Source organism: Amorphus sp. MBR-141 (assembly GCF_053628695.1).
Genome location: NZ_JBRJGW010000012.1, coordinates 84324 through 100940, shown reverse-complemented (window position 1 = coordinate 100940; position 16617 = coordinate 84324). Strand labels below are relative to the sequence as shown.

Below are 16617 nucleotides of genomic sequence, written 5' to 3'. Positions count from 1 at the left end.
ACCACCATCCGTTTCAAGATCAACGGCTCCTGGGTCGCCGCCATCGTCATCACCGCTGCGATCGCCGGCTGGATGAGCACCGGCGACGTGGTGGTCGGCGGCCAGGCTGATTCCCCCAACGCGGTTCCGCCGCCGGCCGAGCGGACGGCCGAGAAGGAGGCCGAGCCCTTCCGCGTCCAGGTCAGCACGCTGACTGCCGAGGACCGCCGGACCTCCCTGAAGATCCGCGGCCGGACCGAGGCCGAGGCCCGCGTCGCCGTTCGCGCCGAGACCAACGGGCGGGTGGCCGAACGGCTCGTCTCGGCCGGCGACGAGGTGTCGGCCGGCGACGTCCTCTGCCGGCTCGACCGCGGCGCCCGCCAGGCGCAGCTGCTGAAGGCGCAGGCGGAAGCGGCCAAGGCGCAGCTCAACTTCGATGCCGCGACGAAGCTCCGCGAGCGCCAGTTCGAATCCGCAACCCGTGTGGCTGCCACCAAGGCCGAGCTGGACGCGGCGACGGCGACCGTCGCCGAAGCGCAGCTCGAGCTCGACCGGACGACCATCACCGCGCCCGTGACCGGCACGGTCGAGGACCCGATGACCAACATCGGCGGCATGCTCGCCATCGGCGACATCTGTGTGACGATCATCGACGTCGACCCGATCACCGTGACCGGCCAGGTTTCCGAACGCGACATCGGCAAGCTCCAGTCCGGCATGAAGGCCAGCGTTTCCCTCGTCACCGGCGAGAATGTCGAGGGGCGGATCGCCTTCATCTCCCGGGCGGCCGACCCCGACACCCGCACGTTCACCGTCGAGATCGAGGTTCCGAACCCGGACGGCCTGCTGCGCGACGGCGTCACCGCCCTTGCCGAAATTCCGCTCACCGCCATCAGCGTGCACCGGCTGTCGCCCGCGGTCCTGACCCTTGCCGACAGCGGCGCCGTCGGCGTGCGCACGATCGCCGATGACGGGACCGTCGCGTTCCACCCGGTCACCATCGTCGACCAGGGCCCGGACGGCGTCTGGGTCACGGGCCTGCCCGACACGGTGACGGTCATCACCGTGGGTCAGGACTACGTCGTCGACGGGGAAGTCGTCACGCCGGTCGAAGCCACGCCCGGAGTCCCCTCGTGATCGACGCCCTCGAAAGCATCATCCGGCGCACGCGCACGGTGCTGACGATCATGATCGTCAGCGTCGCCGCCGGGATTCTGGCCTACGTGTCGATCCCGAAGGAGGCCAACCCGGACATCGACGTCCCGGTCTTCTACGTGTCGATCGTCCAGCAGGGCATCTCGCCGGAGGACGCCGAGCGTCTGCTGGTGCGGCCGATGGAGACGGATCTCCGCAGCCTGGACGGGCTGAAGGAACTCACCGCCATCGCCTCGGAGGGCCACGCCGGCATCGTGCTGGAGTTCGAGGCCGACTTCGACAAGGACAAGGCGCTCGCCGACATCCGCGACAAGGTCGACCAGGCCAAGGCCGACCTGCCCACTCAGGCCGAAGAGCCGATCATCCACGAGACGAACTTCTCGCTGGTGCCGACCATCACGGTGGCGCTGTCCGGCGACGTGCCGGAACGCACGCTCTATCGCCTCGCCCGCCAGCTGAAGGATGACATCGAGGCGATCCCGAGCGTCCGCGAGGCCAACCTTTCGGGCCACCGGGAAGAGCTTCTCGAGGTCATCATCGACCGCACGGCGCTCGAATCCTACGGCGTGACCCAGGACGAGCTCCTCACCGCGCTGAGCAGCAACAATCAGCTGGTGCCCGCCGGCTTCATCGACACCGGCCAGGGCCGCTTCCAGGTAAAGGTGCCGGGCCTGCTGGAGAACCGCGAGGACGTCTTCTCGCTGCCCATCAAGCAGAACGCCGAGGGCGTCGTCACGCTCGAGGACATCGCCGACATCCGCCGGACCTTCAAGGATCCGTCCAGCTACACCCGCGTCAACGGCAAGCCGGCGATCGCCATCGAGGTGGTGAAGCGCCTCGGCACGAACATCATCGACAACAACCAGGCCGTCCGCGACGTGGTCGATCGCGAGATCGCCGAGTGGCCGTCCTCGATCCGCGTCGACTACCTGCTGGACCAGTCGAGCTTCATCTTCGAGGTCCTCGGCTCGCTGGAATCCTCCATCATCACCGCCATCTGCCTGGTGATGATCGTGGTGGTGGCGGCCCTCGGCGTGCGCTCGGCGCTGCTCGTGGGCCTGGCCATCCCGACGACGTTCCTGCTCGGGTTCCTGATCCTCTCGACCATCGGCATGACCGTGAACATGATGGTCATGTTCGGGCTCGTGCTGACGGTCGGCATGCTGGTCGACGGCGCCATCGTCATCGTCGAGTACGCCGATCGCAAGATCGTCGAGGGCATGCCGCGCAAGGAGGCCTACATCCGCGCCGCGCGGCTGATGTTCTGGCCGATCACCTCGTCGACCGCGACGACGCTCGCCGCCTTCCTGCCCATGCTGCTCTGGCCCGGCGTCGCCGGCGAGTTCATGAGCTACCTGCCGATCATGGTCATCATCGTCCTGTCGGCGGCGCTGGTGACCGCGATGATCTTCCTGCCGGTGGCCGGCGGCATCTTCGGCCGCGGCCAGGCCTCGCCGGCCGAGCAGGAGGCGGCCAAGCGGTTATCCGCCTCCGAAAGCCTGGACCCGGATTCCATTCCGGGTTTGACCGGCATGTATGTGCGCGCGCTCCACTGGCTTGCCGGAACCGTCGTCGGCAACCTGGTGACGCTCGGCGCGGTGGTCGGCGTCAGCGCGTTCGTCATCGTCACCTTCGCCCAGCACGCCACCGGCGTGGAGTTCTTCGTCGACGAGGAACCGGACGTCGCCGTGGTGCTGGTGTCGGCGCGCGGCAACATGTCCGCCGCCGAGGCGCGGGCGCTCGTCGCCCAGGTCGAGCGCGAGGTACTGGCGACCGACGGCGTCGAAAACCTCGTGATGAACGCCCACCCGAGCGGTGGATCGAGCGGCGAAGGCTTCAAGATCGACGGCGTCAACGACAAGCCCGCCGACGTGATCGGCGAATTGCAGCTCGACCTCGGCGATTTCTGCTGCCGCCGCAGCGCGGCCGAAATCTTCGAGGAGATCCGCAACCGCACCGCGCAGATCCCCGGCATCAAGACCGAGGTCCGCAAGATCGAGGGCGGCCCGCCGACCGGCAAGGACATCCAGCTCCAGATCGCCGGCAACGACTACGACAAGGTCAAGGAGATGGTCGGCCGCGTGCGGGCCCACGTGGAGACCGTCGCGGGCCTGCGCGACCTGGAGGACGACCGTCCCCTGCCCGGCATCGAATGGCAGCTCGACATCGATCGCGAGGAGGCAGGCCGCTACAACGCCGCGATCGCCTCGGTGGGCTCGATGGTCCAGCTGGTCACCACCGGCGTCCTCATCGGCAACTACCGGCCTAACGATTCCGACGACGAGATCGACATCCGCGTCCGCTTCCCGGAGGACCAGCGCACCCTCGACCAGTTCGAGAGCCTGCGCATGAAGACCGCCAGCGGCATGGTGCCGATCGCCAACTTCGTGAAGGTGAACCCGGCCCAGCGGGTGTCGTCCATCACCCGCAAGGACGGGCTCTACGCCATGTCGGTCAAGGCCGACGTGATCGAGGCCGAGGGCTACGACCTGAACCAGAAGATCGCCGAACTGCAGGGCTGGCTCGACAGCCAGGACTGGCCGAGCGGCGTTTCGTTCACGTTCCGGGGCGCCGACGAGGACCAGCAGGAATCCGGCGCCTTCCTGATGAAGGCGATGCTCGGCTCGCTGTTCCTGATGTTCATCATCCTGGTGACCCAGTACAACTCGTTCTACCAGACGGCGATCACCCTCTCGACGGTGGTGCTGTCGGTGATCGGCGTGCTGATCGGGATGACGCTCACCGGGCAGAAGTTCTCGATCATCATGACAGGCACCGGCGTCGTCGCGCTGGCCGGCATCGTGGTGAACAACGCGATCGTGCTGATCGACACCTACAACCGCATGCGCGAGGACGTCGACGATCCGCTCATCGCCGTGCTCAAGACGGCGGCGCAGCGGCTGCGGCCGATCATGCTGACGACGATCACCACCATCGCCGGGCTGATCCCGATGGCAACGGAGATCAATCTCGACTTCTTCAGCCGGACGGTTGCCATCGGCGGCATCACCTCGATGTGGTGGGTGCAGCTGTCCACCGCCATCATCTTCGGGCTTGGCTTCTCGACGCTGCTGACCCTCGTGGTGGTCCCGGTGGCGCTGGCCGCGCCGAGCGTCTGGCGGCGCAAGGCCGGGTCGCTGTGGGGCCGGATCCGCCGCCGCCCGAAGCCGGCTGCGCACGCGGAACCGCCCTACCCGACGCCCGCGGAATGACCCCCGGCGGCGCATTCGCCGCCGGGGCTTCCTTGATGCGGCGGGCGCGCACCGTATATCCTTGTTTAGAACGGCTTCACACGCATCCCCGCCGACCATGGCGGAATGCGCTTTCAGCCCCGCCCCGATAACGGTCGATGGCCCGGCAGCGCGCACCAGCGTGCCCGGGCCCTTCCTCGTTCTGCAGCGCGAGCGCATGGCAGCGAACAAAGACAATATGAGCCGCGTCACGGCCGACCGTGGCCAGACCTTCCGCGCCATCCGGGCCTTGTGGCCCTACATGTGGCCGGCGGATCGTCCCGACCTCAAGCAGCGCGTCGTGGTCGCCGTCCTCGCTCTGGTGCTGGGCAAGGTCATCACCGTGCTGACGCCCTACACCTACAAATGGGTGACCGACGCGCTGACCGCGCCGCAGTCCGAAGGCGGCGCCGGCGTGCCCGGCTTCCTCGCGGTGCCGATCCTGCTGGTGATCGCCTACGGCGTCGCCCGGGTGCTGGCGATGACCTTCAACCAGATCCGCGACGCGCTGTTCGCCCGGGTCGGCCAGCACGCCGTGCGCTGGATGGCGCGCCGGACCTTCGTCCATCTGCACGAGCTGTCGCTGCGCTTCCACCTGCAGCGCCGCACCGGCGGCCTGTCGCGGGTCATCGAACGCGGCACCAAGGGCATCGAGACGATCGTCCGGTTCACCATCCTGAACTCGCTGCCGACGGTGCTGGAGTTCGCGCTGGTCGCCGCCGTCGTCACCTACCAGTTCGACCTCTGGTACCTGCTGGTGATCGCCCTGACGGTTGCCGCCTACATCGCCTTCACGCTGATTGCCTCCGACTGGCGCATCAAGATCCGCCGGGAGATGAACGATTCCGACACCGAGGCGAACTCAAAGGCGATCGACTCGCTGCTCAACTTCGAGACGGTGAAGTACTTCAACAACGAGGTCATGGAGACCAACCGCTTCGACCAGTCGATGGAGCGCTACGAGAGCTCGGCGATCCGGATCTGGACGTCGCTGGCCTGGCTGAACCTCGGCCAGACCGTCATCTTCGCCATCGGCATGACCGTCTGCATGGTGATGTCGGCGCGCGCCGTGATGGCCGGAACCCAGACCATCGGCGACTTCGTGATGATCAACGCGCTGCTGATCCAGCTGTCCATCCCGCTGAACTTCATCGGCTTCGTCTACCGGGAGATCAAGCAGGCGCTGGCCGACATCGAGGCGATGTTCAAGGTGCTCGACGTGGAGCCGGAGATCCGCGACGCCGACGGCGCGCCGGACCTCGTCGTCACCGACGGCGCCATCCGCTTCGAGGACGTGCTGTTCCACTACGATCCCGACCGGGAGATCCTGAAGGGCATCTCCTTCGAGGTGCCGCCCGGCCATACGGTGGCGCTGGTCGGCCCGTCCGGTGCCGGCAAGTCGACCATCTCGCGGCTGCTCTACCGCTTCTACGACGTGACCGGCGGCCGCGTGACCATCGACGGCCAGGACGTCCGCTCCGTCACCCAGAAGTCGGTGCGGGCCGCGATCGGCATCGTTCCCCAGGACACGGTGCTGTTCAACGACACGATTGCCTACAACATCCGCTACGGGCGCAACGACGCGAGCGAGGAAGAGGTCCACGCCGCCGCCGACATGGCGCAGATCGGCCCGTTCATCGAGACGCTGCCGAAGGGCTACAAGACGGAGGTCGGCGAGCGCGGGCTGAAGCTGTCGGGTGGCGAGAAGCAGCGCGTCGCCATCGCCCGCACGATCCTGAAAGGCCCACCGGTGCTGATCCTCGACGAGGCAACGTCGGCGCTCGACAGCCGCACCGAACAGGACATCCAGACGGCCCTCGACCGCGTCTCGGAAAACCGCACGACCCTGGTCATTGCCCACCGCCTGTCGACCGTCGTGCGGGCCGACGAGATCCTGGTGCTCGACCAGGGGCGCATCGTCGAGCGCGGCACCCACCTGGAGCTCATCGAGCGCGGCGGCATCTACGCCCAGATGTGGAACCGCCAGCGCGAGGAAGGCGAATGGGACGACGATCTCCTGCCGCCGGCCGCGCCACGCGGTGTCGATGAAACGGCCGCGGACGACGACGGCTCCATCGAGCCGACGGCCGAGGAAGTCCTGTCGAGCTCGCGGTAGCGCGAGGCTCGAACGAACCGCGCGCGGTCGCGGCCCCTTCCCCGACCCAAGTCAGACGCCGAGATAGGCCTCGCGCACCGCGGGGTCGGCGATCAGCGACTGGCCGGTGCCTTCCTTGGCGATCGTGCCGGTCTCGATGACGTAGCCGCGGTCGGCGATGGAGAGCGCCGCGAACGCGTTCTGCTCCACCAGAAACACCGTGACGCCGTCCTTGCGGAGGTCGACGATCGCCTGGAGGATCTGGTCGACGAGGATCGGGGCGAGCCCCATCGACGGCTCGTCGAGGAGCAGCAGACGCGGCCGCCCCATCAGCGCCCGGCCGATCGCCAGCATCTGCTGCTGGCCGCCGGACAGGCCGCCTGCGGCGTTGCGGCGGCGCTCTGCGAGGATCGGGAACATGGCGTGGATGCGCTCGAGATCCCTGGAGACCTCCGCCGCGCCGTGCTTCTGGCGATAGGCGCCGAGCCGGAGATTGTCCTCCACCGACAGCGGGCTGAAGATCTGCCGTCCCTCGGGCACCTGGGCGATGCCGAGCTCGACGCGCCGGTGCGGCGACATCCGCGTGATGTCGGTGCCCTCGAACAGGACGCGTCCGCCGGTCACCGGCTGGACGCCGGAGACGGCGCGCAGGAGCGTCGTCTTGCCGGCGCCGTTTCCGCCGACGAGGGAGACGATCTCGCCGGCGTTGACCTGCACCGAGACGCCGTGCAGCGCCTCGATGCGGCCGTAGCCCGATGTCAGGCCCTCAACGCTGAGCACGCGCGGCCTCCTCTGCGCCATGGGTGCCGAGATAGGCGCGGATGACGTCCGGGTTGGAGCGAACCTCCTCCGCGTTGCCCTCGGTCAGCGTGCGGCCGTAGTCCAGCACGTGCAGCCGGTTGGAGATGCGCATGACCAGCTTCATGTCGTGCTCCACCAGCACCACCGTGACCCCGTCGGCCGCGATGGCCTCGATCAGGCGCTCGATGTCCTCGGTCTCGCGCGGATTGCAGCCGGCGGCCGGCTCGTCGAGCAACAGCACCTTCGGCTGGGTGGCCAGCGCCCGGGCGATCTCCAGGCGCTTGAGCTCGCCGTAGGGAAGGTTCGCCGCCAGGTCGTCGGCGCGGCCGGCCAGGCCGATGCGGTCGAGCAGGCGGATCGCCTCGGCGCGGCTGTCGCGGTTTTGGCGGACGACCGACGGCAGCGCCAGCAGATGCGGGAGAATGCCCCGCGCCTCCTTCAGGTGCCGGCCGACCATGACGTTCTCCGCCACCGTCATGCGGAAGAAGATCTGCAGGTTCTGGAAGGTCCGCGACAGGCCGCGGGCGACCAGGCCTTCCGGCACCACCGACGTCACGTCCTCGCCGAACAGCGACACGCTGCCGGTCATCGGCACGTAGACCCCGGAGATCAGGTTGAACAGCGTCGTCTTGCCCGCCCCGTTGGGGCCGATGATGGAGAAGATCGAGCCCTCCTCCACGTCGAACGAGACGGTGTCGACGGCCTTCACGCCGCCGAACGAAATGCCGATGTCGCGGACCGAAAGCGCGCTCATCGGCCCCTCCCGCCGAAAAGGGCGACCAGGCTGGGCACGATGCCTTTGCGCAGGAAGATCATGAACACCATGAGGATCAGGCCCAGCACCAGGTGCTCGTATTCCTGGAAGGCCGACAGCGCCTGGGGCAGCGCCACTAGGATCGCCGCGCCGACCAGCGAGCCGAAGATCGAGCCCATGCCGCCGAGCACCACCATCACCACGAACTCGATGGAATGCATGAAGCCGGCGACGTCCGGCGTGATGAAGCCGTTGAACAGCGCCAGCATCGCGCCGGCGAGCGCCGTGTAGACGGCCGACACCACGAACGCCACCAGCTTGTAGCGGGCGACGTCGATGCCGACGACCCGCGCGGCCACCTCCGAATCGTGCAGCGCGCGGAGCGCCCGGCCGGTGGGCGAGCGCACCAGGTTGCCGGCGATCCAGGCGCCGAGCACCAGCACCGCGCCGCTGATCCAGTACCAGGTGTCGACGCCCTTGAGCCGGATGCCGAACAGTTCCGGCCGCGCCACCGTCATGCCGTCCGGCCCCCCGGTGAGGCCCGATTCGTTGGACAGCACCATGTAGACGAGGATGCCGAACCCCAGCGTGCCGACGGCCAGATAGTGACCCTTCAGCCGCAGGATCGGGCGACCGACGAGATAGGCGATCAGCGCCGCCAGGACCACGCCCAGAGCAAGGGCTGCCAGCGGCGACACCGGCAGCACGTTCGGGCCGACGGCGACCGCATAGGCGCCGATCCCGAAGAAGCCGGCATGGCCGAGGCTCACCTGGCCGGCAAAGCCCATCAAGAGGTTCAGCCCGATCGCGGCGAGCGCCGAGATCCACACCAGCGCGGCGACGCGGAGATAGAAGCTCGATCCGAGCCCGAATCCGCACGCCAGCACGATGAGCGCGATCAGCAGCGGGGTGATCAGGGGATGGGAGAAGACGCGCGCCATCGTCACACCCGCTCCACGCTGGGGCGGCCGAACAGGCCGGTGGGCATGAAGAACAGCACGCCGAGGATGACGATGAAGGCGATGGCGTCCTTGTAGTCGGACGAGATGTAGCCGGCGCCGAAGGCCTCCAGCAGGCCGATCAGCAGGCCGCCGACGATGGCGCCGATGGGGCTGCCCATGCCGCCGACCATCGCCGCGGCGAAGCCCTTGAGCGCCAGCAGCGTGCCGACGTCGTAGCGCGTCAGCGTGATCGGCGAGACGAGGATGCCGGCGATCGCGCCGATGGCCGCCGATACGGCGAACGATAGCCCGACCACGTAGCTCGCGTTGATGCCGACCAGGCGCGCCGCCAGCCGGTTCGCCGCTGTCGCCAGGATCGCCTTGCCGAGAATGGTGTGGGTCAGGAACGCCCACAACAGCGTCACGATGACGACGCCGCCGCCCAGCACCCAGAGGCTCTGGGGCAGGATCGCCGCGCCACCGACCACGATGGGTGCATCGCCGGTGAACGGCGGCAGCGTGTGGAACTGCTTGTCGAAGACGATGCTGGCGCCCGAGCGCAGGAAGATCGAGGCGCCGATGGTGATGATGATCAGCGTGACGGCATCCGCCCCCCGGGCCGGCTCGATGGCCAGCCGGTGCAGCAGCAGGCCAACCACGATGGCCACGACGATGGCGCAGGCGGCCGCGAGCGGCAGCGGAATGCCGGCGGCCGCGATGAAGACGGTCGCCATGCCGCCGATCATCACGAACTCGCCCTGGGCGAAGTTCACGACGCCGGAGGCGTTGTAAATGAGCGTGAAGCCGATGGCGACCAGCGCGTAGACCGCGCCGACCGTCAGGCCCGAGAATGCAAACTGCAGGAATTCCGACATCGGTCCGCCCAGGTGTCACGTCGACCCGGCGAACGTGGCGTCGCCTGTCGCCCGCGGGAGGGGCACATTTGCAACCTTCAACACCGCCGGACGGGCATGGCCCGACCGGCGGCGCTTGAGGTCTGGTGTTACGAGATCACTTGGCTTCGACGATGGTCCAGTCGCCGTCCTTGATCTCCAGCATCTTGAAGGCCGACACGTCGAGACCGAGGTGGTCTTCCGGGGTCATGTTGACCTCGCCGCCGGTGCCGATGAAGCCCGTGGTGCCCTCGATCGCGTCGCGGATGGCGTTCGGATCGGTGGACCCGGCCTTCTCGATCGCGTTGACCAGGATCATCAGGCCGTCATAGGCGTGGCCACCGAAGGTCGACACGTCCTCGCCGGTCTTGTCCTCGTACATGGTCTTGTAGTCGACGACGATCTTCTTCTGCGGGTCGCCGTCGTCGAGCTTGTCGGCGACGAGCAGGGCCGCAGCCGGCAGGCGGACGCCGTTGGCGGCGTCACCGGCGAGCTCGATGAAGCTCTTCGAGGCGACGCCGTGGCTCTGGTAGAGCGGCACGTCGATGCCGAGCTGGCGGTAGTTGCGCGTGACGATCGCCGGGCCCTGGCCGAAGCCCGGGTTGACCACCGCCTGGACGCCCTCGGTGTTCTTGATCTTGGTGAGCTGCGGCGTCATGTCGGCGTCGGCCGGACCGTAGGTCTCCTCGGCGACCACCTCGATGCCGTACTCGCCGATCACGTCGAGGCACTGCTCGCGCATCGACTTGCCGAAGCCGCCGGTGCCCGAGATCATGCCGATCTTGGTGTAGCCGTTGGCCTTCATGTCCTCGAAGATCTTCTGGCACGCCATGCGGTCGGTGTGCGGCGTCTTGAAGACGTACTTCTTCACCGGATCGATGATGACCACCGCGCCGCCCAGCGAGATGAACGGGATTTCCGCGTCCTCGACCAGCGGGACCATGGCCATCGTGGTGCCGGTGGTCGCGCCGCCGACGATCGCGACGACCTCGTCGTCCTCGATCAGGCGGGTGGCGAAGGTGCGCGCCTTGTTGGCGTCACCGCCGGAGTCGTAGACGATCAGCTCCAGCGGGCGGCCGAGCACGCCGCCGGCATCGTTGATCTTCTCCACGTACATCTTGAGGGTCTTGTCCTCGGGATCGCCGAGGAAGGACGCCGGGCCGGTCACCGCCAGCACGGAGCCGATCTTGATCGGATCGGCGGCCGAGGCGGCCGACAGTCCAAGCGCCAGCACGGCGGCGGACGCCGTAGCAAGGCGCGCAAAGCGTTGAAGTCTGGTCATGTGTTCCTCCCGTTCGATTTTCTTGGTCAGGCTGGTCGAGCACTCTTCCCGGCGCTCTTCGATCCCGTCACCTTCGGCGGGATCTAGGCCCCCTGTCGGCGGACCGTGGCGACGCGGAACCGGTTGGCGACGAAGGCGGCATCGGTCAGGCACGCGGTGCCGGCCGGGTTCGCCCCCGTCACGTGGTAGTCGGAAAACGCGGCCGACTGGTTGACGAGGATCTGGCCGGTGAGGTTCACCGACAGCGGTGCCCCGGCCTCGGCAAAGGCATCGGCGGCAAGCGCGATCTGGCTTTCGTCGGTCGAATAGATCGAGGCGGTGATCGCCCCCTTCGACCTGGCCGATGCAGCAGCCCGGTAGATTGCGTCCTCGGCGTCGTCGGCGACAACCACGAACGCGATCGGGCCGAAGCGCTCCTCCAGATAGGCGGCCTCGTCGGCCGCATCGATCTGCACCAGCAGCGGCGTGGCGGTGCGGGCGCCTTCCGGGATGGCGCCGCCGGTCACCGGGGCCGACTCGTGCGCGACCTTGCCGAGCGCGCGGGCGTGGTCGATGCGGTCGATGGTGTCCGGGTTCTGGACCGCGCCCAGGATGCCCAGCGCCCGATCGGGATCGCCGAGAAGCTTGTCGAGCGCCGTGGCAATGCCCTTGGAAACGTCGTCGGGGCTCTTGTGGCCCTCGTCGGTCTCGATGCCCTCGCGCGGCACGAAGATGTTCTGCGGCGCGGTGCACATCTGGCCGGAATAGAGCGACAGCGAGAAGGCGAGGTTGCCGCACAGGCCACGGAACGAGTCCGTCGACAGCGCGACCACCGAATTGACGCCCGCCTCCTCGGTGAACACCTGCTTGCCGGCGGCGTTCGACCGGATCCATTCGCCGAAGGCGCGCGAGCCGGTGAAGTCGATGATCGCGATGTCCGGATGGCTGACCAGCGACTGGGCGATCGGCGTCTCGGGTTCGTCGGCGGCGAGCACGACGACGTTCGGATCGAAGCCCTGCTCGGCCAGCACCTCGCGGGTGATCCGCACGGTCAGCGCCAGCGGCAGGATCGCCATCGGGTGCGGCTTGACCACCACGGCGTTGCCGGTGGCCAGATCGGCGAAATAGGCCGAATAGGAATTCCAATTCGGGAACGTCGCGCAGCCGATCACCAGCGCGACGCCGCGCGGGACGACCTTGAACGTCTTGTCGAGCACCGCCGGCGGCTGCTTGCCCTGGGGCTTCTCCCAGCGCACCGCGCCCGGAATGCGGCTCATCTCGTCGTAGGCGTAGGCGACGGCCTCCAGGCCGCGGTCCTGGGCGTGCGGGCCACCGGCCTGGAAGGCCATCATGAAGGCCTGGCCGGAGGTGTGCATGACGGCGTTGGCCATCAGGAACGACTGCTTGTTGATCCGGTCCAGGACCTCCAGGCAGATGCCGACGCGGGTCTCCACCGAGTCAGCGCCCCACGCCTTGCCGGCGGCCTTGGCCGCGGCGACGAGGGCGACCGGATCGGTCGCAGGGTACGTGGTGCCGAGCGCGAAGCCGTACGGGCTCTCTTCCTTGCCGAGCTGGCTGCCGGTCGTCGGCTGGTCGATCTCGAACGGCGCGTTCAGCAGCGCCTGGAAGGCCGCCTCGCCGTCCGCCTTGGCGGTCTCGCCGTAGATCTTGCCGGACGGCATCTCGGGATAGGGCGTCCAGTAGCCGCGCGTCCGCGCCGCCTCGACGGCATGCTGGAGGGTCTCGCGATGGCGGTCGAACAGCTCGGACATGCGTCTCTCCCATGCGTCCCCGGGGGCTTGCCGCCGCCGGTGTGGAGGGCCGCCGCGTCTCGATGTCGATCGCGTTGACAGCCCTTCTTTTGGCTCATACTAATTGATTAACCGTCCGGTCAGTCAAGCCCTGATTTTCGGACGAAGAAGCGGCACGGAGATCGGCATGCTATGTCCGGCCCTCCGATGACCGACCTTTGTTTTGGGAGACACGCCATGGACGAGACCCCGGTTCTTTCCGAGGTGCGCGAGGGCTACCGGCTGATCACGCTGAACCGGCCCGACAAGCTCAATTCCTTCAACGAAGCGATGCACAAGGCGCTTGCCGCCGCCCTCGACGAGGCCGAGGCCGACCGGTCGTGCCGCGCCGTCGTGCTGACGGGTGCCGGCCGCGGCTTCTGCGCCGGCCAGGACCTGTCCGACCGGGTGCGGCCGGAGGGCGGACAGGCCCCCGATCTCGGCCACACGATCGAGACCTACTACAACCCGCTGATCCGCAAGCTGCACGCCCTGCCCTTCCCGATCATCGCTGCCGTCAACGGCACGGCGGCGGGCGCCGGCGCCAACATCGCCCTCAACTGCGACATCGTGCTTGCGGGCCGCTCGGCGAAGTTCATCCAGGCCTTCGCCAAACTCGGCCTCGTGCCGGACTCCGGCGGCACCTGGGTGCTGCCCCGGCTGGTCGGCGCGGCGCGCGCCCGCGGCATGTGCCTGCTGGCCGAACCCATCCCGGCGGAAAAGGCCGAAGCCTGGGGACTGATCTGGAAGGCGGTCGATGACGATGCGCTGATGGACGAGGCCGTCCGCATGGCCGAGAGCTTCGCCAAGGCGCCGACCGACGGTCTGGCGCTGCAGAAGCGCATCCTCGACGCCTCCGAGACCAACGACCTCGATGCCCAGTTGGACCTGGAGCGCGACTTCCAGCGCACCGCCGGCAGGCATCCGGACTACGCCGAAGGCGTGCGCGCCTTCATGGAAAAGCGGCCGCCGGCCTTCACCGGTCGCCAGGGCTGAGGGCGGACATCATGGACGCTCAGGAAACGGCCCGCGCCTGCGCCGACGCCATGTGGGCCGAGGACAAGGCCTCGCAGGGGCTCGGCATGGAGATCGTCTCCGTCGAGCCCGGCAAGGCGGTGCTGACCATGACGATCCGCGAGGACATGGTGAACGGCCACGCCATCTGCCACGGCGGCTTCATGTTCCTTCTGGCAGATTCGGCCTTCGCCTTCTCCTGCAACACCTACGACCAGCGCACCGTCGCCCAGTCCTGCGCCATCAGCTTCCTGAAACCGGTCAGGCTCGGCGACCGGCTGACGGCGACGGCGGCGGAGCGCTGGCGCGAGGGGCGCTCGGGCATCTACGACATCACCGTCACCGACCAGACCGGCACCACGGTCGCGGAGTTCCGCGGCCAGTCGCGCACCATCGCGGGCCGGCTGCTGGACGGGACGGACGCACCAGCGGCAGCCCAATAGCCGCATGCGACAGCGTTTCGAGCCGGTGACGCTGGGCAAGGGACAGCCGACGTCCCTTCCCCGCCCCGGCCAGTTGGAGGAAATGCCATGCTGGATCTGAGTCCGGACCGCAGCACGCTCGACCCGATCGAAATCGCCTCGCGCGACGAGATCTCGGCGCTGCAGCTTGAGCGGCTGAAGTGGTCGCTCGCCCACGCCTACGAGAACGTGCCGCACTATCGGCGCGCCTTCGATGCCGCCGGCGTCCATCCGGACGACCTCACGTCGCTGGAAGACCTCGCGAAGTTCCCCTTCACCGCGAAGCAGGACCTGCGCGACAACTATCCCTTCGGCATGTTCGCCGTGCCGCGCGAACAGGTCGCGCGCATCCACGCCTCCTCCGGCACCACCGGCAAACCGACGGTGGTCGGCTACACCAAGCGCGACATCGACACCTGGGCGACCGTGATGGCGCGCTCCATCCGCGCGTCGGGCGGCCGGCCGGGCATGATCTGCCACATTTCCTACGGCTACGGCCTGTTCACCGGCGGCCTCGGCGCCCACTACGGCGCGGAAAAGCTCGGCTGCACCGTGGTGCCGATTTCCGGCGGCATGACCGAGCGCCAGGTCCAGCTGATCCAGGACTTCCAGCCCGAAATCATCATGGTCACGCCGTCCTACATGCTGGCGATCCTCGACGAGTTCCGCAGTCGCGGCATCGATCCGGCGACCTCGTCGCTGAAGGTCGGCATCTTCGGTGCGGAGCCGTGGACGAACTCCGTCCGCCAGGAGATCGAGACGGCGTTCGACATCCACGCGGTCGACATCTACGGGCTGTCGGAAGTGATGGGGCCGGGCGTCGCCAACGAGTGCGTGGAGACCAAGGACGGCCTGCACATCTGGGAGGATCACTTCTACCCGGAGGTCATCAACACCGAGACCGGCATGCCGGTGGCCGACGGCGAGGTCGGCGAACTCGTCTTCACCTCGCTCACCAAGGAAGCCCTGCCGATCATCCGCTACCGCACCCGCGACCTGACCCGGCTGCTGCCGGGCACGGCGCGCTCGATGCGGCGGATGGAGAAGATCACCGGCCGCTCGGACGACATGCTGATCATCCGCGGCGTCAACGTGTTCCCGACCCAGGTCGAGGAACAGCTGCTGCGCTGCGCCGGCCTTGCTCCGCACTACCTCATTGAGGTAACCCGGGAGGGTCGCATGGACGAGCTGACCGTCCATGTCGAGGCCCGCCAGGGTCTCGCGGACGAGACCAGCCGCACCTCCCACGCGGCCGAACTCCGGGCCCACATCAAGAACAATATCGGCGTGTCGACGCGCATCGTGGTGGCCGATCCCGGCGGCCTCGAACGGTCGATGGGCAAGGCCAGGCGCGTCGTCGACCGCCGGCCGAAGGACTAGAGCGCGATCCGGACGCGTCCGGGTGCCCGGACGGTCTGGTCATGGATGCGGCAGCGAGTGTCGTGCGACGGCTGCCGCAGCTGCGCGGCGGCGGGTGAAGGAACGGTGACATGGCGCGGCCGCGTGCTGTCGATTACGACGACAAACGCAATGCGATCCTCTCGGCGTCGGCGCGCGCCTTCGCCGACACCGGCTTCGACGGCGCGTCGATGAGCCAGATCGCGCTCGCGTGCGGTGTCTCCAAGGCGCTCCTCTATCACTACTACACCAACAAGGAGCAGCTGCTCTTCGACGTGATCGAGGCCCATCTGGAGGAGCTCGTCGCGGCGGTCCGCGAGGTCGACGCGGGGCCGGACCCGGAGGACAGGCTGGTGCGGCTCTGCACGGTGATCCTCGAGGCCTACCGGGACGCCGACGCCGAGCACAAGGTGCAGATCAACAACCTCAGCCGCCTGCCCGCCGACAAGCAGGACATCCTCAAGCGGATGGAGCGCGACCTGGTCGACGTGTTCGCCGAGGCGCTGGCGGAGGCCAACCCCGACCTCGGCGCCAACCCGCGGCTCCTGAAGCCGGTCACCATGTCCCTGTTCGGCATGCTGAACTGGCACTATCTGTGGTTCAGGCCGTCCGGCCCGGTCAGCCGGGAAGACTATGCCGCGATCGCCGCGCGCATCGTCGTCGCCGGCAGCCGCGCCCTGGATTGATCCCGGACACCGCGCGGGTCTATCCCTTCACCGGCAGCAGGCCGACCTCCACATAACGCCCGCGGCCGCGAGCGCACTCCCGTGCATGCGGCAGGGACAGGACACATCGTGACGTCGACAACCGATCCCCGCCTCCCCGTCAGGCAGGCTTCCCCGACC

At 68.1% G+C, this 16617-nt stretch carries 13 protein-coding genes; 7 read left to right on the top strand and 6 right to left on the bottom strand.

All coding sequences use genetic code 11. From position 1 onward, the window contains the following. The first annotated feature begins 72 nt into the window (after positions 1 to 72). The 3 genes from ACSSVZ_RS16745 to ACSSVZ_RS16735 all read left to right on the top strand — a co-directional run bounded on the left by ACSSVZ_RS16745 (position 73) and on the right by ACSSVZ_RS16735 (position 6480). The gene (locus ACSSVZ_RS16745; RefSeq protein ID WP_453971808.1) at positions 73 to 1116 is read left to right on the top strand and encodes an efflux RND transporter periplasmic adaptor subunit; all 1044 of its coding nucleotides are present in this window, start codon (positions 73 to 75) and stop codon (positions 1114 to 1116) included. Beyond that, complete coding sequence (locus ACSSVZ_RS16740; RefSeq protein ID WP_453971807.1) at positions 1113 to 4346, top strand: efflux RND transporter permease subunit; 3234 nt, start codon at positions 1113 to 1115, stop codon at positions 4344 to 4346. Before ACSSVZ_RS16745 ends, ACSSVZ_RS16740 begins: the two co-directional genes overlap by 4 nt. Positions 4347 to 4563: 217 nt before the next feature. Continuing rightward, positions 4564 to 6480, top strand: coding sequence for an ABCB family ABC transporter ATP-binding protein/permease (locus ACSSVZ_RS16735; protein WP_453971805.1), 1917 nt, complete (start codon positions 4564 to 4566; stop codon positions 6478 to 6480). Positions 6481 to 6531: 51 nt separating this feature from the next. Here ACSSVZ_RS16735 and ACSSVZ_RS16730 read toward each other — a convergent pair whose 3' ends face one another. The 6 genes from ACSSVZ_RS16730 to paaN all read right to left on the bottom strand — a co-directional run bounded on the left by ACSSVZ_RS16730 (position 6532) and on the right by paaN (position 12881). Further along, positions 6532 to 7239, bottom strand: a complete 708-nt coding sequence (locus ACSSVZ_RS16730) for an ABC transporter ATP-binding protein (RefSeq protein WP_453971804.1) — start codon at positions 7237 to 7239, stop codon at positions 6532 to 6534. Beyond that, complete coding sequence (locus ACSSVZ_RS16725; protein WP_453971802.1) at positions 7226 to 8014, bottom strand: ABC transporter ATP-binding protein; 789 nt, start codon at positions 8012 to 8014, stop codon at positions 7226 to 7228. The genes ACSSVZ_RS16730 and ACSSVZ_RS16725 overlap by 14 nt, the downstream gene beginning before the upstream one ends. Next, positions 8011 to 8955 carry a branched-chain amino acid ABC transporter permease gene (locus ACSSVZ_RS16720; protein WP_453971801.1) on the bottom strand — a complete coding sequence of 315 codons (945 nt, stop codon included), beginning with the start codon at positions 8953 to 8955 and terminating at the stop codon, positions 8011 to 8013. Before ACSSVZ_RS16720 ends, ACSSVZ_RS16725 begins: the two co-directional genes overlap by 4 nt. Positions 8956 to 8957: 2 nt before the next feature. After that, positions 8958 to 9830, bottom strand: coding sequence for a branched-chain amino acid ABC transporter permease (locus ACSSVZ_RS16715; protein ID WP_453971799.1), 873 nt, complete (start codon positions 9828 to 9830; stop codon positions 8958 to 8960). Positions 9831 to 9966: 136 nt separating this feature from the next. Next, a complete protein-coding gene (locus ACSSVZ_RS16710) occupies positions 9967 to 11130 on the bottom strand; it encodes an ABC transporter substrate-binding protein (RefSeq protein WP_453971798.1) in 1164 nt (387 codons plus the stop codon). Between the two features lie 83 nt (positions 11131 to 11213). After that, positions 11214 to 12881, bottom strand: a complete 1668-nt coding sequence (paaN, locus tag ACSSVZ_RS16705) for a phenylacetic acid degradation protein PaaN (protein WP_453971797.1) — start codon at positions 12879 to 12881, stop codon at positions 11214 to 11216. Positions 12882 to 13097: 216 nt separating this feature from the next. Between paaN and paaG the strand changes: the two genes are divergently transcribed. From paaG to ACSSVZ_RS16685, 4 genes are all read left to right on the top strand, one after another. After that, a complete protein-coding gene (gene paaG, locus ACSSVZ_RS16700; RefSeq protein ID WP_453971795.1) occupies positions 13098 to 13895 on the top strand; it encodes a 2-(1,2-epoxy-1,2-dihydrophenyl)acetyl-CoA isomerase PaaG in 798 nt (265 codons plus the stop codon). Positions 13896 to 13906: 11 nt separating this feature from the next. Continuing rightward, positions 13907 to 14356 (top strand): hydroxyphenylacetyl-CoA thioesterase PaaI, encoded by a 450-nt coding sequence (gene paaI / locus ACSSVZ_RS16695; RefSeq protein WP_453971794.1) that lies wholly within the window; start codon positions 13907 to 13909, stop codon positions 14354 to 14356. 87 nt (positions 14357 to 14443) lie between these two features. After that, complete coding sequence (gene paaK, locus ACSSVZ_RS16690; RefSeq protein WP_453971792.1) at positions 14444 to 15754, top strand: phenylacetate--CoA ligase PaaK; 1311 nt, start codon at positions 14444 to 14446, stop codon at positions 15752 to 15754. A gap of 110 nt (positions 15755 to 15864) precedes the next feature. Beyond that, the gene (locus tag ACSSVZ_RS16685) at positions 15865 to 16458 is read left to right on the top strand and encodes a TetR/AcrR family transcriptional regulator (protein WP_453971790.1); all 594 of its coding nucleotides are present in this window, start codon (positions 15865 to 15867) and stop codon (positions 16456 to 16458) included. Positions 16459 to 16617: the final 159 nt, after the last annotated feature.

Coding starts and splice junctions, on each gene's coding strand:
- paaG (WP_453971795.1), top strand. CDS start 13,098: ATGGACGAGACCCCGGTTCTTTCCGAGGTGCGCGAGGGCTACCGGCTG.
- paaI (WP_453971794.1), top strand. CDS start 13,907: ATGGACGCTCAGGAAACGGCCCGCGCCTGCGCCGACGCCATGTGGGCC.
- ACSSVZ_RS16685 (WP_453971790.1), top strand. CDS start 15,865: ATGGCGCGGCCGCGTGCTGTCGATTACGACGACAAACGCAATGCGATC.
- ACSSVZ_RS16720 (WP_453971801.1), bottom strand. CDS start 8,955: ATGGCGCGCGTCTTCTCCCATCCCCTGATCACCCCGCTGCTGATCGCG.
- ACSSVZ_RS16725 (WP_453971802.1), bottom strand. CDS start 8,014: ATGAGCGCGCTTTCGGTCCGCGACATCGGCATTTCGTTCGGCGGCGTG.
- paaN (WP_453971797.1), bottom strand. CDS start 12,881: ATGTCCGAGCTGTTCGACCGCCATCGCGAGACCCTCCAGCATGCCGTC.
- ACSSVZ_RS16745 (WP_453971808.1), top strand. CDS start 73: ATGAGCACCGGCGACGTGGTGGTCGGCGGCCAGGCTGATTCCCCCAAC.
- ACSSVZ_RS16735 (WP_453971805.1), top strand. CDS start 4,564: ATGAGCCGCGTCACGGCCGACCGTGGCCAGACCTTCCGCGCCATCCGG.
- ACSSVZ_RS16715 (WP_453971799.1), bottom strand. CDS start 9,830: ATGTCGGAATTCCTGCAGTTTGCATTCTCGGGCCTGACGGTCGGCGCG.
- ACSSVZ_RS16710 (WP_453971798.1), bottom strand. CDS start 11,130: ATGACCAGACTTCAACGCTTTGCGCGCCTTGCTACGGCGTCCGCCGCC.
- paaK (WP_453971792.1), top strand. CDS start 14,444: ATGCTGGATCTGAGTCCGGACCGCAGCACGCTCGACCCGATCGAAATC.